A 22,029-nucleotide genomic window follows, 5' to 3' on the forward strand; every position below is an offset into this window, starting at 1 on the left:
CCACGTCAGCGGTGCGCACTAGGCCGAACGCCGTACCGGCCCTGCCCGGCCCCGGGGTGGCCGGAAGCGGTCGCGGCGCGGTCCAGCGGGGTCGCGACGCCGGATACTGCCGCTGAACGCCATCGCGAGTCGAGTCTCAGGGGGCCTGTCATGCCGCTGGCCGAACCGGCAGGTCCACTGTGGACCGCTGTCAAAGCGCTGTACGACTCCTGGCCGCCCGACAGCGAGGACGTCGCCCAGCAGCTCCAAGACGGCTGGCGGCGGGCCGACGTGACGATGACGCAGGCGGGTGGCCAGCTCGGCCAGGTCGGCGGGGTGCTGCCCGGCACCTGGCAGGACGGTGCGGGCACGGTCCTGCACGGCCGGGTGAACGCGCACGTCCAGCAGGTGAGCGGGCTGAGCGAGGGGATGCGGCACCAGTCCGTGCTGGCCGACCGCTACGCCTCGACGTTGCGGGCGACCAAACAGACGATCGCCCAGAGCGTCGAGTCGACTTCGCCGCTCTACGCGGCGCTCGGCAGTCCCCAGCTCGGCGTGGCCGGTCTCGCGATGCAGCAGATCGTCGCCGCGCGGCTGGCCGAGCAGCTCAAGGTGATGGTCCTCGGCGAGGCCGCGGCGTTGAGCACCGGCCAGACGCAGGGCACCACGCTCCCGGCCGACGCGACGCCGCCGCCGGCCGGCGGCACGCCCGCCCAGAACGCCGCCTGGTGGAAGTCCCTGTCCGACCCGCAGAAAGCGGCGCTGCTGCGTGACCATCCGGAGTGGCTTGGCAACCTCGACGGGCTGCCGGGCTCGGTGAGGTCCCAGGCGAACGTGGCTCGCGTCCCCGGCGAGCGGTCGGCGTTGCGGAAGCAGCGCGACACGCTGCAGGCCCAGCTGGATCAGGCCAAGACCCAGGTCAACCCCTACGCCAGCGAGGAGGACCTCCTCAACGCCGCCGCGGTCGGGCGGGTCAACGATCTGACCCACCAGGTGGCGGGTGTCGACGCGAAGCTCCAGTCGCTCGACGCGATCGACGCGGTGATGGCGAAGGGCGACCACCAGCTGCTGACGCTGGACACCTCGGGCCTGCGCGTCAAGGCCGCGGTGAGCGCGGGCAATGTCGACACCGCGGACAACGTCGCGGTGTTCACCCCGGGGCTGACCACCACGGTCAACGGCGACCTGGTGTCCTACGACGGCCAGCTGCAGAGCCTCCGGCAGCGGGCCGAGGGGCTCGGCGGCGGGAAGTCGGTCGCCGCGGTGACCTGGATCGGCTACGAGGCGCCGCAGCTCAACGAGGTCTTCGACCCGAGCCACTCGGTCGCGCTGGACCAGGACGCGAAGGCGGGCGGGGCGGCACTGAACGGGTTCCTCAACGGCATCGGCGCGGCTCGCGACATCAGCGGGACGCCGGTGCACCTCACCGCGCTCGCGCACTCCTACGGCAGCCTGACCACGGGGGCCGCTCTGCACCAGCCGACGCCGGTCGACGACTTCGCGGCGTTCGGTTCGCCGGGACTGGACATCAAGGGCGGCCAGGAACTCCTGGTGCCGCCGGGCCACTCGTACAACGAATGGGCGAACGGCGACCCGGTCCCGTTCGCCAACGGTGTCACCGATTTCGGCGCGCCGCCCGCGTCCGACCCCAGCTTCAAACAGCTCTTCACCGGTGACGGGGTCGGTGTCGACGGCCAGGCGCTGCACCGCTCGTTCGGGCACTCCGACTACTTAACCCCCGGCTCGACGAGCCAGTACAACCTGGCCGCCATCGTCGCGGGCAAGCCGGAGCTGACGAGCCTCGACCGGCTGATCCCGCCCCAGGCGCCCCCGCTGCCCGGCGCGCCCCAGCCGCTGCCCCAGCGCAGCCCACTGGACCACCCGATCGTCCCGCCGCCGCCGACAGCCTCCGCGCCTCCCGGCGCAGTCCCCCAACCACCACCGGCCCCAGGCCACTAGCGCACGTCGGAAACTGCCTCTGAAGGCCACCATGACGGCGTTAGACGCCGTCATGGTGGCCTTCAGAGGCAGCTGACGCGACGTGTGCTCGCGTAGACGAGTAGCGCGGCGGCGCAGGCCACCAGCACGATCTGTTCCACCGTCGCGGGCAGCCCGGCGTCGAGGGCGGTCTTGAGGCCGACCCAGCAGTAGGTCGTCATCGCGCCCGCGGCCAGCGCGAACACCGGCGGGCGGACCCGGTGGATCAGCGCGACGGCCGCCACTTCCAGCGCGAGCAGCATGACCACCGTGACCCACGCCGGGATCGGGTCGTGCCCGACGAAGCGCAGGATCTGGACCACCGTGGTCGCGACCAGTCCGAGCAGGAAACCCAGCCAGGGATTGCCCGTCGTCGTGCGTTCGGCGGGGGCGCCGAAGCCGCGGTACGCCCAGACCAGGAGCGCCACGACGACGACCGCCGCCGAAGCGAGTGCCGCGTACGGGGCCAGGAAGTGGTCGCCGTTGCCGATGGTGAACGCGAAGGTCCCGGCTGAGCCGACCACGAACAGCCCGATCCAGCCGACGCGCCAGCCCTTGCCCAGCCAGGGCTCCTTGCCGAACCGCCTGCCGAACTGCCTGCCGAACTGCCTGCCGAACTGCCTGCCGAACCGCTTGTCGAGCCGCCTACTGAACAGCGCCTCGGCCACCGCGATCGGCGTCGCGATGCTCCACACCACGTGCAGCGTCAGCACGAACACCGTCCACGGCACGCCGATGCCGAGCCCGGGAACGTGCCCGTAGTCGAGGAGCCGGAACCCGGCGTAGTTCGGGTTGACCAGCGACTGGGTGAGCAGCCCCTCTTCGAACACCCCGAAGGCCAGCGCGGACAGGATCATGGTCGGCCAGCCGCGTCCGGAGCGGCGGGCGAACTCCCGGATCAGCAGCGCGGCGCCGCCGTACAACGGGACGAAGAGCAGGAACATGCCGAGCTGCTGGAAGCTCGGCCGCCGGTCGAACAGGAACTGGTCGCCGAGCAGGAACTCGGCCGTGAACGGTGACAGGAAAGCGAGCGTGAGCACCGGAGCGAGTCGTCTTGGCATGGGTTCGATCGTCCGGCCAGGAGCGCGGCCGGACCCAGGCATTCGGTCACTTACCCGCCATGACATCCGTCGTGGTTCCCCGGAAACGCCGAAGGGGACTTCCGCCGGGATCGAAGCCGGTGGAAGTCCCCTTCAGCGGGTCCTACTTGTCCTCGTCCGGAAGCGGGGTGCCGGTCGGGACCTCGTCGGTCTTGTTCTCGTCGAGCGCGGTGTTCGCTTCCTCATCGGACAGCGAAGGCGCGCCGGACGGAACCAGCTGCGGCTCCGGCTTGCGCTTCACCGCGGTCAGTAGCATCTGGGCGACGTCGACGATTTCGACCTTCTCGCTCGCCAGTCCGTCGCTCTGCCGCGCCGTGAGCCCGTCGTTGAGCATCACCTTGCAGAACGGGCAGCCGGTCGCGATCTTCGACGGCGCGGTGCCGAGCGCCTCGTCGACGCGCTCGACGTTGATCCGCTTGCCGATCTTCTCTTCCATCCACATCCGCGCGCCGCCCGCGCCGCAGCACATCGAGCGGTCGCCGTGCCGCGGCATCTCGCGCAGCGTGGCGCCGGTGGCCTCGACGAGCTCACGCGGCGCGTCGTAGACCTTGTTGTGGCGCCCCAGGTAACACGGGTCGTGGTAGGTGACGTCCTCCGCGATCGGCGCGACCGGCGTGAGCCGCTTCTCGCGGACGAGCCGGTTGAGCAGCTGCGTGTGGTGCACGACGTCGAACTGCCCGCCGAGCTCCGGGTACTCGTTGGCGAGGGTGTTGAAGCAGTGCGCGCAGGTCACGACGACCTTGCGCTTCAGCACGTCCCGGCCCTCGAACACCGAGTTCAGCATCTCGACGTTCTGCTGCGCGAGCATCTGGAACAGGAACTCGTTGCCCGCGCGCCGCGCCGGGTCGCCGGTGCAGCCTTCCTCGGAGCCGAGCACGGTGTACTTGACGTCCGCCATGTGCAGCAGCTCGGCGACCGCCTGGGTGGTCTTCTTCGCGCGGTCCTCGAACGCACCGGCGCAACCGACCCAGAACAGGTACTCGGTCTCGTCGGCGAGCTCGCCCTCGAAGACCGGGACCTCGAAGTCCAGCGCCTCGGTCCACTGTAGACGGTCCTTGGCGTTCTGGCCCCAGGGATTGCCCTTGTTCTCGAGGTTCTTGAACATCCCGTTGAGCTCGCTCGGGAAGTTGGACTCGATCATCACCTGGTAGCGGCGCATGTCGACGATGTGGTCGACGTGCTCGATGTCCACCGGGCACTGCTCGACGCACGCGCCGCAGCTGGTGCAGGACCAGAGCATGTCGGGGTCGATGATGCCGCCGTCCTCGGCGCTGCCGATCAGCGGCCGCTCGGCCTCGGCCAGCGCGAGGACGTCGATGCCCGCGTGCGGGTTGTCGCCGGTCAGGCCGATTTCGTCGCCCGCCATGTCGCGCTTGCCGCCCGCCAGCAGGTACGGCGCCTTGGCGTAGGCGTGGTCACGCAGCTGGGTGATGAGCAGCTTGGGCGAGAGCGGCTTGCCGGTGTTCCACGCGGGGCACTGCGACTGGCAGCGGCCGCATTCGGTGCAGGTGGAGAAGTCGAGCCAGCCCTTCCAGGTGAAGTCCTCGACCTTGCCGACGCCGAAGGTGTCCTCGTCCGGGTCGGCCTCTTCGAGGTCGAGGACCTTGCCGCCGCTCATCATCGGCTTGAGCTTGCCGAGCGCGACCTGGCCGTCGGCCTCGCGCTTGAAGTAGATGTTGAAGAAGGCGCTGAACCGGTGCCACGCGATGCCCATGGTCATCGTGCGGGCCACCACGACCAGCCACACGGTCGCGCTCATCAGCTTGACGAAGGCGAACACCGAGACCAGGTTCGGGCTGGCCGGGAGCAGTTCGCCGAGCGGTGCCGAGACGAACGCCGACCAGACGGGCGTCTCGTGCGCGCCCAGCGCGGACTTCGCGGCGCGGACGCCGATGATGCCGATGCCCTCGATGAGCACGACGGCCTCGATGAAGTACGCCCATTTGAAGTTCGAGCCCTGGAAGCGGGACTGGCGGTCGGCGCGGCGCGGGTGGTTGCGCTGGCGGATGCCCATCAGCACCAGGATGCCGACGATGGTGCCGACGCCCAGGACCTCCATCAGGAGGCTGAACAGCGACCAGTCGTCGAGGATCGGCCAGCCCCAGGTCGGCACGAACACCTCGCCGTAGGCCTCGAACAGCGCCAGCGAGCCGAGCAGGAAGCCCCACATCACCAGCCAGTGGGCGGGCCCGACGCTCTTGACCTTGTTCATCCGCGTGTGCGCGGCGAACTCCTTGATCAGCGTGCCGAGGCGGGCCATGAACGGTCCGTTGCGCGTGGCGTCTGGCTGTCCGAGCTTGATCACCCGCACGAAGCGGGCGATGGTCGCGGCGAACATTCCCCAGGCGACGATGCCGAGCAGGACCGCTATCCCGCCGAGCGTCAGCTGTACAGCGCCCATCGTCGGGTGCCTTTCGTCCGGATGTGGTGGTGGCGGCGCGTGAGCACCGTTTGTCGGGCAGGTTGTCGGGCAGGTATGTCGGGCAGAGTAACGCTTCTTACTGATGAGTAACCGGTTAGCGGGGCCTAAGTCCCACTGATGTGTCGCACGCCTCGCTGGCTAATGGGACGATCGTTCAGGTAGTTTCGAAGGCATGGGTGCTTATTTGTACCTCGCGTTGGCCATCGCCGCAGAAGTCACCGCGACGATCTCGCTCAAGCTGTCCGACGGGTTTTCCAAGCTCGGCCCGTCGATCCTGGTGGTCGTGGGCTACGCCATCGCGTTCTACGGACTGTCCCAGGTCCTCAAAGCCGGTCTGCCGATCGGAGTCGCCTACGCGATCTGGGCCGCGGCCGGGGTAGCCCTGGTGGCGGCGATCGGAGTCCTGTTCCTGAGGGAACCACTCAACCTCGCGATGGTCGCCGGACTGGTCCTGGTGATCGGCGGGGTGGTGCTGATCGAACTCGGGAGCGCGGCCCAGTGAAGATGCAGCCGGACGGCCGAAAGGCCCGAGGCGAGAAACGCCGCGAGGAGATCATCGCGGCCACCTTGCGAGTGATCGAGCGCGACGGTGTCGCCGGCGTCACGCACCGGACCGTGGCCACGGAGGCGGGAGTGCCCACAACATCCACGACCTACCACTTTTCGAGCCTGGACGACCTGCTGGTGGCCACCCTGATCTCGTGCGCCCGTGACATGGCAACAGAGGTCTACTGGATGATCGACCGAGCCCGCTCCCGCGGAAGCCGAGGCGCCGACGAGGTCGCAGGCCTCCTCGCCGAGGCCCTCGGACCCCGGCGAGGACGAACAATGGCCGAGTACGAGCTCTACCTGTTAGCCGCCCGAAAACCCGAATTACGCCCGGCGGCCCGCCGCTGGCTGGACGTCCTGACCTCCATGGTCCGCCACGACGACGAGATATCATTCCGAGTATTCCTAGCCGGAATCGACGGCCTCCTAATACAAGGCCTAATCGACGACGAGCCCCCCTCAGCCGACGAGCTCCGCCCCGTAGTCGCCTACCTATTAAAGCCAAGATAAAAACCACCCAGCCCACCCACCACCCAGCCCCACCCACCACCCAGCCCCACCACACAAGACCCACCACCCAGACTCACCACACAAGACCCACCCACAACACCAAAAACAAAAACCCAGCCCCAGCAGTCCGCCCCAACCACAGCGTCTCCCCGAGCCCTGCGAGGGGAGACTTCACCGCCGCGCGCCCTCTTTCAGGCCCGCCAGGGCCTCCCAACTCGCGACGGCAGGTCGCCCCCCTTAAAGACAAAGCCGCACTTACGCTGGAAGTCAGGGGCGACCTGGCGGCGCGAGTTTGTGAGCGCGCTGGCCAAAAAACACAGGCTTCTAACCGCACCTCAGGACCCAACCAAAAACCCGCACTTCCGTACGGCGCCAGGGGGCGACCTGGCACCGCGAGCAACCGCGCTGGCCAAAAAACACAGACACCTAGCCATACCTCAAGGACGCAACCTAGATTCGTCCCATGATCACAAAACTTGAGGCCGGCGAAGCCGTCCTGGAAGCCAAGGCCCGCTTGGGCCTGACCTGGGCGCAGCTTGCCGAAACCCTGGACGCACCGCTGGCGTGGGTGACGTCCGCGCTATTGGGGCAGCATCCGATGCCGACGCCGGTGGCCGCGAAGGCCGCTCGGGTCCTGGAGCTCGACTCCGAGGTCGAGGCCGCCCTGCGGGCGCAGCCGAGCCGGGGCGCGCTGGAAGAGATCGTGCCCACCGACCCGACCATCTACCGCTTTTACGAGGTGCTCCAGGTTTACGGGCCGACCATCAAGGAGCTCATCCACGAGCGGTTCGGGGACGGGATCATGAGCGCCATCAATTTCAAGCTCGACGTGGGGCGGCGAGAGGATCCGGGCGGCGAGCGGGTCGTCGTCACCCTGGACGGAAAGTTCCTCAAGTATCAGTGGGGCTGACGGCGCATCATCAGCAGATAGAGCGCGCCCGGCACCAAGAGCCCCAGCAACCACGAGATATCGGCACCGCCCAGCAGCGGTGCCAGCGGCCCCACGAAAATCCCTTCGACGTTCGAAAACGGGATCTGGACCGCGATGCCGATGACGTACGCGATGAGCGCGGGCGCCGACCAGCGGCCGTAGCGTCCGTCGGGGTCGTACACCGCCTCGAGGTCGTAGGACTCCTTGCGCACCAGGTAGAAGTCAACCAGGTTGATCGAGCTCCACGGCGTCAGGAAATACAGCGCCGCCGAGGCCGACGACGTACGCGACTTCGTGGCCCTTGAAGGCCTTGCCCGCCACGGCGTACGTGAGCGCGCCGAACGACATCGCCCAGACCGGCGCCGAGCACCGTCCCGCCGTAGGTCCACCAGAACGTCGACCGCACCGACGTCGCTGAGGACAGGTAGCGCGAGGTGTCGGCGACGTACGGGCCGAAGGTCAGCTGAATCGACGGGTTCGCGGGCAGCCCGGTGAGCTGGGCCACGGCCTGCCTGCCGAGCACCAGCGGCAGCACCGCGCCGGAGACGCCGAACTGCGCGCGACTGGATCCAGCACGGTCAGCGCACCGGTGATCGCCGAGGTGATCTGCATGTTCGCCGCGAACCACAGTGCGAACAGGCTGCGGTGATGCCCGTGCCGTTCGGCCTCGGGGATCGGGTCGATCGAACGCCGCTCGAGAGCCGCCGCTGCCAGCTGACCTCCAGGTCGAGTCCTTGGAGACCGTTACCGGCAACGACGACCCCCGGCAGAAGAGCGGGCGATCAGAATCCGTCTGGCATACCAGGCGGTTACTTGCAGGCGCCGCAGCAGCCGCAGCCGAGGCCGGTGCAGGCCGAGCAGCAGCCGTGTCGCATGACGATCTTGAACAGACGCTTGATCATGATCTGCCTCCCGTTCGATGAAAACCTGCGCATAAGACGCTAGGTGCTCCGGCAGGCCCCTGGCACCGCTGCCCGGGTGGGTGGCCCTCCCCCGATCAGGTCAGCCCTTGTTCTCGTAGACCGCCGTGAGCACCGCGCGGGCCAGCGTGTGGCCGAACATGGTGAAGCCGAGGAACGCGGGGGTCGCGTCGCCGTCGACGGCCAGTTCTTCGACGTCCAGCGCGTGGACGGCGAAGTAGTACCGGTGCGGGCCGTGTCCGGGAGGCGGCGCGGCGCCGAGGAACTGCTTGACCCCGCCGTCACCCTTCAGCGTGACGGCGCCCTCTGGCAGGCCCGAGCCGGTCGCGTCGCCCGCGCCGGCGGCGAGCTCGGTGACCGAGGCCGGGACGTTGAACACCGCCCAGTGCCAGAACCCGCTGCCGGTGGGCGCGTCCGGGTCGTAGCAGGTGATCGCGAAGCTCTTGGTCTCCGCGGGGAAGCCCGCCCAGCTCAGGTGCGGGGACCGGTCTTCGCCACCGGCGCCGAAAATGCCGCTGAGGTGGGGGGTCGCCAGGGTTTCGCCCTCGGCGACGTCATCGCTGCGGAGGGCGAAGGAAGGCGCGGCCGGTAGGTGCTCGTACGGGCCGTGTGGCTGTGACATGGATCCTCCTGATCGCGAAAATCCCAACGGGGCCAGGCTAGGACCCTGATGCGCCGGGCGCCGTCTCAGGGACGAATAGGGGGGATACCCCGATGTTCTCCCGGCCGCCGCCCCCTTAGCGTCAGCGCAGACGGAAACCTGCTCGGGAGGGACTCAACCATGGCGCGCCCGCTACTGGCACTAGGCGGCATCGTTCTCATCGGCGTCGGCGCGGCGATCGGGTTCGGCTGGTGGATGCCGTCGACCGCCGAGGCCGACACGCAGCTCACCTCCCCGGTGCGGAGCGTGCGCCTGGAGACCGACTCGGGTTCGGTGCGCCTGCGGGTCTCCGACGGCGCCGCCAAGATCCACCAGAGCTTCTCCTACCACGGCGGCGACAAGCCCGGCGACGGTTACCGGATGGAGGGCGACCAGCTCGTGCTCGGCAGCTGCGGCGACCACTGCTCGATCGGCTACGACATCGTCCTGCCGTCCGGCGTGCCGGTGACGGGCAAGTCGGACTCCGGTGAGATCGAGCTCAGCGCGGTGACCAGCGTCGACGTCACCGCCGACTCCGGACGCGTCCGGGTCAGTGACGTGCCCGGCGCCGTGACGGTCACCGCCGACTCCGGCGAGGTCGACCTCAAGAACATCGGGCAGAACGTGCGGGCGAAGGTCGGGTCCGGCTCGATCCGGGGCGACGGCCTGCGGGGCAGCGTCGACGCCCAGACCGACAGCGGCAGCATCAAGCTCGCGCTCGACGCCGTCAACAGCGTCAAGGCGAAGACCGACAGCGGCGGCATCGACCTCACCGTGCCGTCCGGTTCGTACCGGGTCCAGGGCAGTTCCGACAGCGGGAGGCGCGACATCCAGGTGGCGCAGGACTCCTCCGCCGCCCAGACTCTGGACCTGGGGACCGACAGCGGCAGCGTCCGCGTCCGCACCGCCTGAACCACAGAAACTTCGTACACAGGGGGATTTCTTCCATGACTGCCAAGGAAAAGCGGTTGCTGGGCGCGCTGGCGCTGGGCGCCGTCGCGGCCTTCACCGTGGCGGGCTGCACCGGGCTCGGCGTGCAGACCTCGACGGTGCACGACGGCCAGCCGATCACCCAGCCGGTGACCGCGATCCGGCTCGACATGGCCGTCGGCGAGGTCCACGTCCGGGTCGAGCCGGGCGCGCCGACCTCGTTCCGCCGGGACCTCACCTACCACGTCAAGAACCCGGGCCCGACCCACCGCGTCGAGAACGGCACGCTGGTGCTGGCCGGCTGCGGTGGTGACTGCGGGGTGAACTACGACGTCGTCGTGGGCGCCGACCTGCCGATCCTCGGACATCTCGGCACCGGCAAGGTGACCGTCGAGGGCGCGGCGAAGGTCGAGCTGAACCACGAGGTCGGCGACACGACCGTGCTGCGCGTCGACGGCCCGGTGCAGGTCACCACCGCCACCGGCAACGTCGAGATCGGCCTGGCCAAACCGGACAACGTCCGCGCCGACCTGCAGGTCGGGGAGCTGACGGTGACCGTGCCGAAGGCGAGCTACCAGGTGAACCCGAAGGCCGGGACGGGCCAGGCGAACGTCGATTTCGCCAGTGATCCGGCGGCCCCGCACCACCTCGACCTGACCACCGGCACCGGCAAGATCACCGTGCACGGCGCCTGATTCTCGGCCACCACAAGGGGAATGATGTCCTGGAACCACCGTGGTCGGGCGCTGCTCGCGTCCGTGTCGCTGTCGCTGTCGCTGTCGGTGTCGCTCTTGCTCCCGCTCGCCGCGCTGCCCGCGTCGGCCGAACCGGGCTTGGCATGGCGGCCCTGCCCGACGCGGTACTCGCCGACCGCCCAGTGCGCGAGCGTGACGGTGCCCATCGATCGGGGTAACCCGGATGGGGGCACACGCTTCGCGTACAGGAAGGGCGCAGTCACGTTGCCGCTGGTGCGGCTTCCGGCCGAGGACCCCGCGCACCGCATCGGCTCGCTCCTGACCAACCCCGGCGGGCCCGGTGGCTCCGGTGTCGACGTCATTTCCTATGGCGGGCAAGGCCTCGCGCTGCAGACACCCGAGCTGGCCGAGCTCCGCAAGCGGTTCGACGTCATCGGCTTCGACCCTCGTGGCGTCGGGCACACCACGCCCGCGATCACCTGCGACCCGAAGAAGCTGTACGACCCGGCGGTGAACCGGTTCCCCGCGTCGCGCGCGGAGTACGACGCGCTGGTCGCCCACAACCGTGCCGCGGGTGAGGACTGCCTCGCCCGCACCGGTCCCCTGTTGTCGCAAGTGGACACTCAGAGCGCGGCGGAGGACATCGAGTCGATCCGGGTGGCGCTCGGCGAGTCCAGGATTTCCTGGCTCGGCGTCTCGTACGGCACCGAGCTGGGCGCGGCGTACGCGGCGAAGTACCCCGGACGGCTTCGCGCGATGGTCCTCGACGGGGCTGTCGACCACTCGCGGCCGACCCGGCGCTCGATCCTCGAGGAGGCCGCGGCCACCGAGGACGGCCTCCTGCGGTTCGTGTCGTGGTGCGCCGGTTCCGGCGAGTGCGCGATGCGCGGCCAGGACGTCCTCGCGAAGTACGACGCCCTGCTGAGCGCGCACGGCGTGCCGTCGTCCCAGCTCGGCCGCGACGCCACCCCGGACGAGCTCGCCGCGGGCTTCTACGGCTACCTCTATGTCAAGGGCTTCTGGCCACTGCTGTCCCAGGCGCTCGCCCAGGCCACCTCCGCCACGCCGGACGCCTCCGGGCTGACCGGCGCGGCGCAGTTCTTCTCCCCGAGCTACGCCGCCTACCGCGCGGTCGGCTGTCACGACAGCCCGGCGCCGTTCACCGGACCGGTGGACATGCGGGTGATGGGCGAACTGCTCAAGACCGCCGCGCCGCACAGCTGGCGTTACTCCGAGTTCTGGGACTTCACGAGCGGGTGCACCGGCTGGCCGATACCCGCGAACAACCCGCCGCACGCGCGGCCCGTCCGAGGCAGCGTGGGGATCCTCGTGGTGGGGAACACGCACGACCCGTCGACGCCGCTCGTCTGGGCGCGCGGGCTGGCCGCGGACATCCGAAACTCGACGTTGCTGATCAACGACGGGGACGGTCACACCGGGCTGCTCAACTCTCCGTGCGTCCGCGCCGAGGAGGCGAAGTACCTGGTGAGCGGCATCATACCGGCTCCGGGCACGTCTTGTGCCGACTCTCGGGAACAAGCCGCGGCACCCGCTCGTTGACCCGATACGAAGGTTGAGCGCACCCGGCTCAAGTCTGGCTTGACGGGTCCCGTACCTTCCGGATAGAACTTGCGTGGACCCGGCTCAAGGCTGGGTCCGCGAAGACCGAGAACAGAAGCAGCATCAGCTGTCTACACAGGAGGAAAGCACCATGGCGCGAGCGGTCGGCATCGACCTCGGCACGACCAACTCGGTCGTAGCCGTCCTTGAGGGCGGCGAGCCGACGGTCATCGCCAACTCCGAAGGCTCCCGGACCACCCCGTCCATCGTCGCGTTCGCCAAGAACGGCGAAGTGCTGACGGGACAGCCTGCCAAGAACCAGGCCGTGACGAACGTCGACCGGACGATCCGGTCCGTGAAGCGGCACATCGGCACGGACTGGAAGACCGAGATCGACGGCAAGTCCTACACGTCGCAGGAGATCAGCGCCCGGGTGCTGATGAAGCTCAAGCGCGACGCCGAGGCGTACCTTGGCGAGGAGATCACCGACGCGGTGATCACCGTCCCGGCGTACTTCGAGGACTCCCAGCGGCAGGCCACGAAGGAAGCGGGCCAGATCGCCGGCCTGAACGTCCTGCGCATCGTCAACGAGCCCACCGCGGCCGCGCTGGCGTACGGCCTGGACAAGGGCGAGAAGGAACAGACCATCCTGGTCTTCGACCTCGGTGGCGGCACGTTCGACGTCTCGCTGCTGGAGATCGGTGAGGGCGTCGTCGAGGTCCGCGCGACCTCCGGTGACAACCACCTCGGTGGTGACGACTGGGACGAGCGCATCGTCACCTGGCTGGTGGACAAGTTCAAGGCGTCCAGCGGCATCGACCTGACCAAGGACAAGATGGCGCTGCAGCGCATCCGCGAAGCCGCGGAGAAGGCGAAGATCGAGCTGTCCAGCTCGAACAGCGCCGGCATCAACCTGCCGTACATCACGGTCGACGCGGACAAGAACCCGCTGTTCCTCGACGAGCAGCTCTCCCGCGCCGAGTTCCAGAAGATCACCTCGGACCTGCTCGACCGCACGAAGGCGCCGTTCACCAACGTCATCCGTGACGCGGGCATCCCGGTCGGCGAGATCGACCACGTCGTGCTCGTCGGTGGTTCCACCCGCATGCCTGCCGTGTCGGACCTGGTCAAGGAGCTGACCGGCGGCCGCGAGCCGAACAAGGGGGTCAACCCGGACGAGGTCGTCGCCGTCGGCGCCGCACTGCAGGCCGGTGTGCTGAAGGGCGAGGTCAAGGACGTCCTGCTGCTCGACGTGACCCCGCTTTCGCTGGGCATCGAGACCAAGGGCGGCGTGTTCACCAAGCTCATCGAGCGTAACACCACGATCCCGACCAAGCGCTCGGAGATCTTCTCCACCGCGGACGACAACCAGCCGTCGGTGCAGATCCAGGTGTTCCAGGGTGAGCGCGAGATCGCGTCGCAGAACAAGAAGCTCGGCATGTTCGAGCTGACCGGCCTCCCGCCCGCGCCGCGTGGCGTGCCGCAGATCGAGGTCACCTTCGACATCGACGCCAACGGCATCGTGCACGTCCTCGCGAAGGACCTCGGCACGAACAAGGAGCAGTCGATGACGATCACCGGTGGCTCCGCGCTGCCGAAGGACGACATCGAGCGCATGGTCAAGGACGCCGAAGAGCACGCGGAAGAGGACAAGGTCCGCCGCGAAGAGGCCGAGACGCGCAACCAGGCCGAGACGCTGGTCTACCAGACCGAGAAGTTCGTCAAGGACAACGACGACAAGCTCCCCGACGACCTGAAGGCGAAGGTCTCCGAAGCGATCGACGAGTCGAACGAGGCGCTCAAGGGCACCGACTCAACCAAGATCCGCGAGTCCATCGAGAAGCTGAACACCGCTTCGCAGGAGCTGGGCACCGCGTTGTACGCCAACGCGAACGCCGCTCAGGCCGGTGCCGAAGGCGCTCCGGGCGCTGAAGGTGCCGCGGGCGCCGGTGCCGATGGCGCGAAGGCCAAGGCTGATGACGTGGTGGACGCGGAGATCGTCGACGAGGACGAGAAGAAGTGAACGAACGCCATTCAGCACCCGAGGGCCGGGGCCCGGAGGAGCCGGTGGTCGTGCGGGATCGGCGCAGGATCGATCCGCTGACCGGCCAGGTTCGCGAGGTACCGGAGCCGGACGGGGCAGCCGAGTCAGTGGTCGTGGAGGAGCCCGTGACACACGCGGGCCCCTCGCTCGGCGAGTCCATTGTGGACGAGTCGGTCACGGCGGTGTCCGAGGTGGAGAAGCAGCTGGCGGAGCGCACCGCCGACCTGCAGCGGATTCAGGCGGAGTACGCCAACTACCGCAAGCGGGTCGAGCGCGACCGCGAGGCCGTGGTCGTCGGGGCGAAGGCGACGGTGGTCAACGACCTGCTGCCGCTGCTCGACGACCTCGAGCGGGCCGAGCAGCACGGCGACCTCACCGGAGCGTTCAAGGCCGTCGGCGAGAAGCTGGTCAGCGGCCTGCAGCGGGCCGGGCTCGAGTCGTTCGGCGCGGAGGGCGAGCCCTTCGACCCGAGCGTTCACGAGGCCGTGCAGCACAGCACCTCGCCGGACGTGGCGGGCCCGACGGTCACCATCGTGATGCGCCGCGGCTACCGCTTCGGCGAGCGGGTGCTGCGGGCGGCGCTGGTCGGGGTCACCGACCACGAGCCTGGCGTCGCACCGGTGGACCCGCCCGTCGGCGGCGAGCTGCCGATCGACGTCGAGTTCATCGATGCCGAGTCCAGTGATGAACGCCACCAGCAGTAAGCGTTCAACGGCGAAGGCCTCGCTTTCGCAGGTCCCGTCCTGGCGACGTGATCGCGGAAGCGCGCAAGGTCGCGATAAGAGAGGAGGAGACGTTCAGTGAGTGCCAGAGAGTGGATCGGTAAGGACTTCTACCGTGAGCTGGGCGTCTCCTCCGACGCCACACAGGACGAGATCAAGAAGGCCTATCGCAAGCTGGCGAAGGAGAACCACCCGGACGCCAACGCGGGCGACGCCGCCGCGGAGAACAAGTTCAAGGCTGTCTCCGAGGCTTACGGCGTGTTGTCGGATTCGGCCAAGCGCAAGGAGTACGACGAGGCTCGCCGCCTCTTCGGCTCCGGCGGCGGGGGTTTCCCCGGCGGCGCTGCCGGCGGGCCCGGCTTCGACGTCGGCGACATCTTCGGCCAGGCGAGCGCTCAGCAGCAGGGCGGTTTCGGCGGGCTCGGCGACATCCTCGGCGGGTTGTTCAACCGCCGCGGTGGTGCGGCCGGAGCCACGCCGAACCGGCCGCAGCGCGGCGCGGACGTGGAGACCGATGTCCGGATCGACTTCGTCGAGGCGGTCAAGGGCGCGACCCTGCCGCTGCGGCTGTCGAGCCCGGCGACGTGTTCCACCTGCGGCGGCAACGGTGCCAAGCCGGGCACTTCGCCGCGCACCTGCCCGGCCTGCAGCGGGTCCGGGCTGGTCAGCCGCAGTCAGGGCGCTTTCGCGTTCTCCGAGCCGTGCCGTGATTGTCGTGGCCGGGGTCAGCTCATCGACGACCCCTGTCCCGAATGCGGTGGCGAGGGCATCAGCAGCCGGATCAGGACGCTGACCGTCCGGATCCCGCCGGGCGTCAGTGACGACCAGCGGATCAGGCTGGCAGGGCAGGGCGAGCCGGGCCGCGGCGGCGCGCAGCCGGGCGATCTGTACGTCCGCGTGCACGTCGCCCCGCACGCGACGTTCGGCCGGTCCGGGCTGGACCTGACACTGAGCGTGCCGGTGTCGTTCACCGAGCTCACCCTCGGCGGCACGATCACCGTGCCGACGCTGGAGGGCAAGGTTTCGCTGAAGGTGCCACCGGGCACGGCGAGCGGCCGCGTGCTGCGCGTACGTGGCAAGGGCATCGTCAAACGCGACGGCGCGACGGGCGACCTGCTGGTCACCCTCCAGGCGGCCATACCGTCCAAAGTGGACGACAAGGCGCGTGAGGCCCTCGAGGCCTACGCCGAGGCGATGGCGGGCAACGATCCGCGACCCGAGATCACTGAACTGCTCGAAGGCAGGTGAGTGTGATGTTCGGCGGTCCTCCCCAAGGTGCCGACGAGGACACCCCGGTGTTCGTCATCTCGGTGGCCGCCCAGCTGTCCGGCCTGCACGCGCAGACCCTCCGGTCCTACGACCGCCAGGGTCTCGTGTCGCCGGGCCGGACCTCGGGCGGCGGCCGCCGGTACTCGATGCGGGACATCGCGCTGCTCCGCGAGGTGCAGCGCCTCTCGCAGGAAGCCGGCGTCAATCTGGCCGGAATCAAGCGCATCATCGAGCTGGAGAACCAGGTCGACGCCCTGCAATCCCGCCTCGCCGAGCTCACCGAGGAGGTCGCGGCCGCCTACGCCGCGGCCGAACACGCGGCAGCGGCGGTCCACGCCTCCTACCGCAAGGACCTGGTCCCCCTGCGGCACCAGACCGCCCTGGTCGTCTGGAAGCCCAAACGCCGCTGACCCACCCCTCCTCCCACGTGAGCCGACCCGCACCTCCCGAGTGTCATGAAAGGGTCTTTCCGGGCAAAAAGTGTCCTGAAAGACCCTTTCATGACAGTCCGGGAACCTAGGTCGTGAAGGCGAGCAGCTGCTTGATCTCGGCCGTCCGCGACTCGAAGATCCGCTTCGCGAGCTCCTTGGCCTGAGGGTTCACGCCTTCGGCCGTTTCGGTTTGCGCCAACTCGACCGCGCTGTGCTGGTGGCCGGTCAGCACGTCGAGGTACCGGCGCTCGAACTCCGGCCCGGCCGTCTTGGTCAGGGCGCCGACCAGGTCTGGGTCCGTCATCCGCATCCCGCCGTGGGCGGTGTGCGCCTGCGGATCCGGGTTCGCGGCCGTCGGCCGGTGCCAGTCGGTGAGCCAGTGCTTCATGTCCGAGATCTCGGACTCCTGGGTCACCTCGATGGCGGCCGAAAGCTCCTTCACCGCCGTCCTGACATCGTGGTCGCGGGCCAGTTGCACGATCAGCACGCCCTGCTCGTGATGGGGGATCATCATCTGCAGGAACATCACGTCACTGTCGTTGAACGCCGGCGCCGTGACCGTCGAACCCGCCGTCGTGCCGCCGGTCCCGCAGCTGGCGACAGTCAGCAGACCGGCGGCGAGGGCGACGAGCAGCCTGAGCCTCACACCTTCTGCCACAGAGCGGGGGTGTTCGGCGGCTCCCAGCCGGTGATCGCGGTGTGCGGCTGGATGCATTTGTACGTCGAGCCGCCGTAGGTCACCTGGTCACCAGCCTTGTAGGCGGTGCCCGCCGCCCAGGTGCCGCCGGTCGGCGGATTCGTCGTGGAGGTCGGCGGCGTGGTGGAGGTCGGTGGTGGGGTCGTCGTTGGTGGGGTTGTTGGTGGGGTCGTCGGGCCGCCGCTACCGATCTGCAGGTCGACGCAGGAGTAGAACGCGTTGGGAGTGTCGGCGATGTTCCAGATGGCGAGCAGCTTCTGCCGTCCGGTGAACCCGCCCATGCTGATGGTGTGCGAGACGGTGGCGCCCGGCTGCTTGCCGCCGTCGTTCACCAGCCCGACGCGGGTGTTGCCGATGTAGTACTCCCAGGTGCTGGTCGCGTGGCGCGCGGTCAGCACCCAGTTGAACGTGACCGTGCCGCCGACCGAGGCGGCGGGCCAGTTCTTCGACTCGTCGTTGAGCTGGGCGAACTGCGGGAGCCCGCCGTTGCAGCTCCGCAGGCCCTTAGGCCCTTCGACGCTCTGGGGTTCGTAGATGATCGAGCCGCAGTTCGAGACGGCGCCGGAGGCGCAGTTGGCCTGGCGGCTCGGTGGGGATGAGATGTATCCGTGTGCGCTGGCGGTGGCGGCGGGGAGGACGACCACGGCGATGGGGGCGAGACATGCGCCCACCGCGGCGGCGATGAACTTACGCTTCAATCTCATGACGGCTCCAGAGGTGGAACAACGTTGTTCCGGAAAGGGGAGCGGTTAACCACGTGAGGATTTCACCAGGTGAATGGTGGTCTAGACCATAAGTCGAAACGGGCACATCGGTCAAGAATTCCCGGCGGTCACGGTACTTTCGTCGCGCGACTTTCGTTGTGAACCGGACGGGCTAGCCCAGGTGTTCGCCGAAGAAGGCCAGCACCCGGCGCCAAGCGTCCTCGCTCGACTCGTGGTGGTAGCCGGTGCCGGTGATCTTCAGCAGGGTGTTCACCGGGCCGGGTTTGATCTTGTTGGCGAAACTGTGCCCGGCGTCCGGGTACTCCTTGACGTCGTGCGGGATCCCGCGTTCGGCGAGCTTCGTCTCGAGCTTGGCTGCCGCGCCGCGCAGCGCGAGGTCCTTCTTCCCGAAGCTCGCGACGACCGGGCAGGCATTGTCCAAAATGGACATATCGCGGGGCAGGATGCCGTAGTAGGGCGCGGCCGCGTCGAACTCGCGGGACGCCGCGACGAGGGTGAAGCCGCCACCCATGCAGAAGCCGACGATGCCGACCTTGCCGGAACTGTCCGGACGCGACGCCAGTAGCTGCCGCGCGGCCTCGATGTCGTCGAAGGCCAGACCGTCCCTGGCGAAGAGGTCCTTGAAGACCTGCTTCACACAACGGATACCGCCGCGCGAGTACATGTTGGGACTCAGCGCGAGGTAGCCCTCGGCGGCGAAGCGATCGGTGATGTCCCGCGCGTCCTGGCTGAGCCCGAACGCGTCGTGGATGATCACCACCGCCGGGTGTGGACCCTCCCCCGCGGGCTCCGCGAGGTAACCGCCGATGGTGCTGCCCGCGACCGGAATCCGAATCTCCATCACCCGAGCCTAACCACTCACCCCCGTTCCCGCCCCCACGCGTGGCGGCACGTGGATCACGGGTGGGTGGGTCAGTCGATGGTGAAGGGGTCGTACTTGATGCGCTCGAGGTCGGTGCCGATGGCGAGGAGTTTGGCGATGGTCGCGCGGATCATCGGGGGCGAGCCGGACACCAGGACGTCGTGATTCTTCCAGGCGCCACGCTGGGTGACGGCGGTGGCGAGCGAGCCGCGGTCGCCGCCAGGGACGGTGCCTTCCTCGGTCACCGGGGTGACCGTCAGCCAGCTCGCCGTCGTGGCCAGCCGCCGGAGGTCTTCGAGCGCGTAGAGGTCTTCGGGCTTGTGCCCGCCGAAGAACAGGTGCACCGACGGGTTGCGCTTCCAGCGCGAGAGCTCGTCGAGGATCGAGAGCAGCGGGGCGATCCCGGTACCGCCGCCGACCATCAGCAGTTTGCGCGGGCCCGTGTGGTGCACGGACAGCGCGCCCATCGCGGGCCCCAGCCGCCAGGTGTCACCCGGCCGGGTGTGGTTGACGATCGCGCGGGACACCCAGCCGCCCTCGACCGCGCGCACGTGGAACTCCAGGGTCCCGTCGTCATGCGGCGCGGTGGCCGGGGACAGGTAGCGCCACAGGCGAGGCCGTTGCGGGACCTCGACGCTCACGTAGCCACCCGCGCGATGGGGCAACGGCACCTCGGTCCGCACGCGCACGACGGCGATGTCCTGGCTGAGTTTCCGGTGCTCGATCACCTTGGCCGTCCACGACGCGGGCCCGGTTTCGGCGGCCGCGGCGTCGCACATGGTCTTCGCGATGATCCCGTACGCGGCTGTCCACGCCGCTTCCACCTCGGGGGTCCACTTGTTCTTCAGAAAACGTTTCAACGCCGCGATCAGCGCGACCCCGACGGCGTCGTAATGCCTGGCCAGCACGTCGAACTTGCGGTGGTCCCGGCCGAGCTGGCCGAGGAAGGTGACCAGCTCGTCGGGCCGGTCGACCATCTGCACGACGTAGACCAGCGCGCGCAGCAACCTGCTGCGCTGCAAGGACATGTTGATCGGGAACAACGCGCGGGTGTCCGGGGCGACGCAGAACAGCACTCCGTAGAAGTACTGGGACAGTTCGTCCGCTTTGGACTCGACGGCGGCGAAGCTCTCCCTGATCAGCCGCACCAGTTCCCGATTGTCCTCAGGTGGCGGGGCGGCCGGGGCAGGGCTGGGTGGGCGGTCGTGTTTCAGTTCGGCAGTCATCGGTGAACGGAGTTCTCCAGTCGTACCAGGCGATAGTGCTCTTGCCCGGGTCGCGGGTGTGCGGGCCGTCCCCCGACGAGTGTCCGACTGTAGGCCCATTCCTCGTTAGTGGCCCCGAATTCGCGGACTACCGCTCGAACGGAGCAAGGGAATACATCGAGTCAACTGCCCTTGGCGCTGCGTGAATGCCGCCAGAAGACGATCTTGGGAAGCGCCGTTTCTGTTCTGTACCAGCGGTTTTACGACATCGCGGCGCAGTGTTACAGGTCTTCTCAATTATTCTCGGGCGGTACTTTATAGCCCGTTTGAATGAGATTCCGGTGATCTTGTGCCGTAGCCGGAAAGGGCTAGTCGATGGTGAACGGGTCGTACTGGATCTGGTCGAGCGCGCTGCCCGCGACCAGCATCCGCGAAACCGTCGAGCGGATCATCGCCGGTGAGCCGGAGACCAGGATGTCGTGGTCGGGCCACGCGCCGTAGCGCGTCACGGCCTCGGCCAGCGTGCCCTGCTCGCAGCCGGGCGAGTTCTCGTCGCGCTCGACCACCGGGATCACGCTCAGCCAGGGGTTGACCGCGGCGAGTGCGCGCAGTTCTTCGAGGTCGTAGAGGTCTTCGCGGGTGGGGCCGCCGTAGAAGATCCGGACCTTCGGGTTGTCGCCCCACTGGGAGAGGTGGTCGAGGATCGAGCGCAGCGGCGCCACGCCGGTGCCGCCCGCGATCATCAGGATGTCGCGGCCGCGCGCCCGGTCGACGGTGAGCCTGCCCAGCGGCGGCCCGAGGCGCCAGGCGTCCCCTGGCTGCGTGTGGCTCACGATCGCGCGGGACACCCAGCCGCCGTCGACCGCGCGGACGTGGAACTCGATGCCGTTGTCCTCGCGGGGCGCGTTGGCCGGCGAGAGGTACCGCCACAGCCGCGGCCGCTGGGGGACTTCGACGCTCATGTACTGGCCTGGCAGGTACGGGACGCGCGCGTCGGGCTGCACCCGGACGAGCGCGAGGTCCCAGGTGAGACGGCGGTGCTCCAGCACGGTGGCCGACCAGGACGCCGGGTTCACGTCGGCCGCCGCGGCCTCCTGCATCGCCCGCGCGACGATGGTGAACGCCTCCGCCCACGCGCGCTCGACCTCGGGGGTCCACTCGGGTCCCAGGTGGTTCTTCAGCGCGGCGAGCAGCGCGGTGCCGACGGCCTCGTAGTGTCGCGGGATGACGCCGAACTTGCGGTGGTCGCGGCCCAGCTGGCGCAGGAACGGCACCAGGTCGTCCGGCCGGTCGACCATCTGCACGATGTGCACCAGCGCCCGCACCAGCCGCCCGCGCTGGACCTCCATGTTGATCGGGAAGAAGTCCCTCGTCGCGGGCGCGAGCGTGAACAGCATCCCGTAGAAGAACTGGGAGATCTCCGGGATGAACGGCTCGGACTTCGCCCAGGAGTCGCGGATGAGCCGCACCATCGCGGTGACGGCGGGCGGGGCGGCCCGGGGGGCCGAGATCCGGGGGAGGGGACTGACGGCGTCTGCTGTCATGGGGTGCTGGGGCTCGCTCGTCGGAAGTCGCATGCCAAGGCTGTGCTCCCGATTATCCCGGGAATCGCGAGGTGGGCGACGGTGTTTGTGCCCACGGGCGAACGCCGCGGGGACCACCGGGGGAGTTCACGAATCGTCCACCTCATCTCCTCGGCCAGCTGACGGGAGCCCGGGGTTTCCGGCCTTCCGCGAGACTAGCTGGCGAGCAGCCTTTTGCCCGCATCGTTGCTCCGGACGGGTGTACGACGACCTGATCTTGAAGGTGGGCTAACTCACCCTTTAGATAGTTGCCCTACGCAACCGTTTCACGATATAGT

The 22,029-nt window shown here is 68.7% G+C and carries 21 protein-coding genes; 11 read left to right on the forward strand and 10 right to left on the reverse strand.

Annotated features, from left to right (window positions below; genetic code table 11):
- Nucleotides 1-150 precede the first annotated feature (150 nt).
- On the forward strand, nucleotides 151-1,938 hold the full coding sequence (locus QMK34_RS09970) for an alpha/beta hydrolase (RefSeq protein WP_326413426.1): 1,788 nt from the start codon (nucleotides 151-153) through the stop codon (nucleotides 1,936-1,938).
- Between the two features lie 62 nt (nucleotides 1,939-2,000).
- Here QMK34_RS09970 and QMK34_RS09975 read toward each other — a convergent pair whose 3' ends face one another.
- Nucleotides 2,001-3,017, reverse strand: a complete 1,017-nt coding sequence (locus QMK34_RS09975; RefSeq protein ID WP_326413427.1) for a hypothetical protein — start codon at nucleotides 3,015-3,017, stop codon at nucleotides 2,001-2,003.
- A 142-nt stretch (nucleotides 3,018-3,159) separates the two neighbouring features.
- Nucleotides 3,160-5,457: a (Fe-S)-binding protein gene (locus tag QMK34_RS09980; protein WP_326413428.1), complete on the reverse strand. Its 2,298-nt coding sequence runs from the start codon at nucleotides 5,455-5,457 to the stop codon at nucleotides 3,160-3,162.
- Between the two features lie 193 nt (nucleotides 5,458-5,650).
- Between QMK34_RS09980 and QMK34_RS09985 the strand changes: the two genes are divergently transcribed.
- The 3 genes from QMK34_RS09985 to cynS all read left to right on the forward strand — a co-directional run bounded on the left by QMK34_RS09985 (nucleotide 5,651) and on the right by cynS (nucleotide 7,447).
- Nucleotides 5,651-5,980, forward strand: coding sequence for a DMT family transporter (locus tag QMK34_RS09985; RefSeq protein ID WP_326413429.1), 330 nt, complete (start codon nucleotides 5,651-5,653; stop codon nucleotides 5,978-5,980).
- Between the two features lie 2 nt (nucleotides 5,981-5,982).
- Nucleotides 5,983-6,537 (forward strand): TetR/AcrR family transcriptional regulator, encoded by a 555-nt coding sequence (locus QMK34_RS09990; RefSeq protein ID WP_442785126.1) that lies wholly within the window; start codon nucleotides 5,983-5,985, stop codon nucleotides 6,535-6,537.
- Between the two features lie 463 nt (nucleotides 6,538-7,000).
- Complete coding sequence (gene cynS / locus QMK34_RS09995) at nucleotides 7,001-7,447, forward strand: cyanase (protein ID WP_326413431.1); 447 nt, start codon at nucleotides 7,001-7,003, stop codon at nucleotides 7,445-7,447.
- Here cynS and QMK34_RS10000 read toward each other — a convergent pair.
- From QMK34_RS10000 to QMK34_RS10010, 3 genes are all read right to left on the reverse strand, one after another.
- On the reverse strand, nucleotides 7,435-7,731 hold the full coding sequence (locus QMK34_RS10000; RefSeq protein WP_326413547.1) for a cytosine permease: 297 nt from the start codon (nucleotides 7,729-7,731) through the stop codon (nucleotides 7,435-7,437). The two genes, cynS and QMK34_RS10000, sit on opposite strands and share 13 nt — an antisense overlap.
- Entirely contained in the window at nucleotides 7,719-8,096 is a 378-nt protein-coding gene (locus tag QMK34_RS10005) for a hypothetical protein (protein ID WP_326413554.1), read from the reverse strand. Before QMK34_RS10005 ends, QMK34_RS10000 begins: the two co-directional genes overlap by 13 nt.
- 374 nt (nucleotides 8,097-8,470) lie before the next feature.
- Nucleotides 8,471-9,010 (reverse strand): YbhB/YbcL family Raf kinase inhibitor-like protein, encoded by a 540-nt coding sequence (locus QMK34_RS10010; protein WP_326413432.1) that lies wholly within the window; start codon nucleotides 9,008-9,010, stop codon nucleotides 8,471-8,473.
- Between the two features lie 159 nt (nucleotides 9,011-9,169).
- Between QMK34_RS10010 and QMK34_RS10015 the strand changes: the two genes are divergently transcribed.
- The 7 genes from QMK34_RS10015 to QMK34_RS10045 all read left to right on the forward strand — a co-directional run bounded on the left by QMK34_RS10015 (nucleotide 9,170) and on the right by QMK34_RS10045 (nucleotide 16,658).
- Complete coding sequence (locus QMK34_RS10015; protein ID WP_326413433.1) at nucleotides 9,170-9,940, forward strand: DUF4097 family beta strand repeat-containing protein; 771 nt, start codon at nucleotides 9,170-9,172, stop codon at nucleotides 9,938-9,940.
- A 35-nt stretch (nucleotides 9,941-9,975) separates the two neighbouring features.
- Nucleotides 9,976-10,653 (forward strand): hypothetical protein, encoded by a 678-nt coding sequence (locus QMK34_RS10020; RefSeq protein WP_326413434.1) that lies wholly within the window; start codon nucleotides 9,976-9,978, stop codon nucleotides 10,651-10,653.
- Nucleotides 10,654-10,677: 24 nt separating this feature from the next.
- Nucleotides 10,678-12,213, forward strand: a complete 1,536-nt coding sequence (locus tag QMK34_RS10025) for an alpha/beta hydrolase (protein ID WP_326413435.1) — start codon at nucleotides 10,678-10,680, stop codon at nucleotides 12,211-12,213.
- A gap of 151 nt (nucleotides 12,214-12,364) precedes the next feature.
- Nucleotides 12,365-14,236 carry a molecular chaperone DnaK gene (dnaK, locus tag QMK34_RS10030; protein ID WP_326413436.1) on the forward strand — a complete coding sequence of 624 codons (1,872 nt, stop codon included), beginning with the start codon at nucleotides 12,365-12,367 and terminating at the stop codon, nucleotides 14,234-14,236.
- Nucleotides 14,233-14,961 (forward strand): nucleotide exchange factor GrpE, encoded by a 729-nt coding sequence (gene grpE, locus QMK34_RS10035; protein ID WP_326413437.1) that lies wholly within the window; start codon nucleotides 14,233-14,235, stop codon nucleotides 14,959-14,961. The genes dnaK and grpE overlap by 4 nt, the downstream gene beginning before the upstream one ends.
- Nucleotides 14,962-15,057: 96 nt before the next feature.
- A complete protein-coding gene (dnaJ, locus tag QMK34_RS10040) occupies nucleotides 15,058-16,227 on the forward strand; it encodes a molecular chaperone DnaJ (protein ID WP_326413438.1) in 1,170 nt (389 codons plus the stop codon).
- A gap of 5 nt (nucleotides 16,228-16,232) precedes the next feature.
- Nucleotides 16,233-16,658 (forward strand): heat shock protein transcriptional repressor HspR, encoded by a 426-nt coding sequence (locus QMK34_RS10045; RefSeq protein WP_326413439.1) that lies wholly within the window; start codon nucleotides 16,233-16,235, stop codon nucleotides 16,656-16,658.
- 106 nt (nucleotides 16,659-16,764) lie between these two features.
- Here QMK34_RS10045 and QMK34_RS10050 read toward each other — a convergent pair whose 3' ends face one another.
- The 5 genes from QMK34_RS10050 to QMK34_RS10070 all read right to left on the reverse strand — a co-directional run bounded on the left by QMK34_RS10050 (nucleotide 16,765) and on the right by QMK34_RS10070 (nucleotide 21,745).
- Nucleotides 16,765-17,337 (reverse strand): DUF305 domain-containing protein, encoded by a 573-nt coding sequence (locus QMK34_RS10050; RefSeq protein ID WP_326413440.1) that lies wholly within the window; start codon nucleotides 17,335-17,337, stop codon nucleotides 16,765-16,767.
- Complete coding sequence (locus QMK34_RS10055; RefSeq protein WP_326413441.1) at nucleotides 17,322-18,080, reverse strand: lytic polysaccharide monooxygenase; 759 nt, start codon at nucleotides 18,078-18,080, stop codon at nucleotides 17,322-17,324. The genes QMK34_RS10050 and QMK34_RS10055 overlap by 16 nt, the downstream gene beginning before the upstream one ends.
- 172 nt (nucleotides 18,081-18,252) lie before the next feature.
- Nucleotides 18,253-18,942, reverse strand: coding sequence for a dienelactone hydrolase family protein (locus QMK34_RS10060; protein ID WP_326413442.1), 690 nt, complete (start codon nucleotides 18,940-18,942; stop codon nucleotides 18,253-18,255).
- 71 nt (nucleotides 18,943-19,013) lie between these two features.
- The gene (locus QMK34_RS10065; protein WP_442785124.1) at nucleotides 19,014-20,189 is read right to left on the reverse strand and encodes a globin domain-containing protein; all 1,176 of its coding nucleotides are present in this window, start codon (nucleotides 20,187-20,189) and stop codon (nucleotides 19,014-19,016) included.
- A 347-nt stretch (nucleotides 20,190-20,536) separates the two neighbouring features.
- Nucleotides 20,537-21,745 (reverse strand): globin domain-containing protein, encoded by a 1,209-nt coding sequence (locus QMK34_RS10070; protein WP_326413443.1) that lies wholly within the window; start codon nucleotides 21,743-21,745, stop codon nucleotides 20,537-20,539.
- Nucleotides 21,746-22,029: the final 284 nt, after the last annotated feature.

Source organism: Amycolatopsis sp. H20-H5, assembly GCF_035828755.1.
In the GTDB taxonomy this organism is placed as follows: domain Bacteria; phylum Actinomycetota; class Actinomycetes; order Mycobacteriales; family Pseudonocardiaceae; genus Amycolatopsis.

What these genes read in the sequence shown, in the direction of transcription:
- QMK34_RS09970 (WP_326413426.1), top strand. Translation starts at nt 151, where the DNA reads ATGCCGCTGGCCGAACCGGCAGGTCCACTGTGGACCGCTGTCAAAGCG.
- QMK34_RS09975 (WP_326413427.1), bottom strand. Translation starts at nt 3,017, where the DNA reads ATGCCAAGACGACTCGCTCCGGTGCTCACGCTCGCTTTCCTGTCACCG.
- QMK34_RS09980 (WP_326413428.1), bottom strand. Translation starts at nt 5,457, where the DNA reads ATGGGCGCTGTACAGCTGACGCTCGGCGGGATAGCGGTCCTGCTCGGC.
- QMK34_RS09985 (WP_326413429.1), top strand. Translation starts at nt 5,651, where the DNA reads ATGGGTGCTTATTTGTACCTCGCGTTGGCCATCGCCGCAGAAGTCACC.
- QMK34_RS09990 (WP_442785126.1), top strand. Translation starts at nt 5,983, where the DNA reads ATGCAGCCGGACGGCCGAAAGGCCCGAGGCGAGAAACGCCGCGAGGAG.
- cynS (WP_326413431.1), top strand. Translation starts at nt 7,001, where the DNA reads ATGATCACAAAACTTGAGGCCGGCGAAGCCGTCCTGGAAGCCAAGGCC.
- QMK34_RS10010 (WP_326413432.1), bottom strand. Translation starts at nt 9,010, where the DNA reads ATGTCACAGCCACACGGCCCGTACGAGCACCTACCGGCCGCGCCTTCC.
- QMK34_RS10015 (WP_326413433.1), top strand. Translation starts at nt 9,170, where the DNA reads ATGGCGCGCCCGCTACTGGCACTAGGCGGCATCGTTCTCATCGGCGTC.
- QMK34_RS10020 (WP_326413434.1), top strand. Translation starts at nt 9,976, where the DNA reads ATGACTGCCAAGGAAAAGCGGTTGCTGGGCGCGCTGGCGCTGGGCGCC.
- QMK34_RS10025 (WP_326413435.1), top strand. Translation starts at nt 10,678, where the DNA reads ATGTCCTGGAACCACCGTGGTCGGGCGCTGCTCGCGTCCGTGTCGCTG.
- dnaK (WP_326413436.1), top strand. Translation starts at nt 12,365, where the DNA reads ATGGCGCGAGCGGTCGGCATCGACCTCGGCACGACCAACTCGGTCGTA.
- QMK34_RS10045 (WP_326413439.1), top strand. Translation starts at nt 16,233, where the DNA reads ATGTTCGGCGGTCCTCCCCAAGGTGCCGACGAGGACACCCCGGTGTTC.
- QMK34_RS10055 (WP_326413441.1), bottom strand. Translation starts at nt 18,080, where the DNA reads ATGAGATTGAAGCGTAAGTTCATCGCCGCCGCGGTGGGCGCATGTCTC.
- QMK34_RS10060 (WP_326413442.1), bottom strand. Translation starts at nt 18,942, where the DNA reads ATGGAGATTCGGATTCCGGTCGCGGGCAGCACCATCGGCGGTTACCTC.
- QMK34_RS10065 (WP_442785124.1), bottom strand. Translation starts at nt 20,189, where the DNA reads ATGACTGCCGAACTGAAACACGACCGCCCACCCAGCCCTGCCCCGGCC.
- QMK34_RS10070 (WP_326413443.1), bottom strand. Translation starts at nt 21,745, where the DNA reads ATGCGACTTCCGACGAGCGAGCCCCAGCACCCCATGACAGCAGACGCC.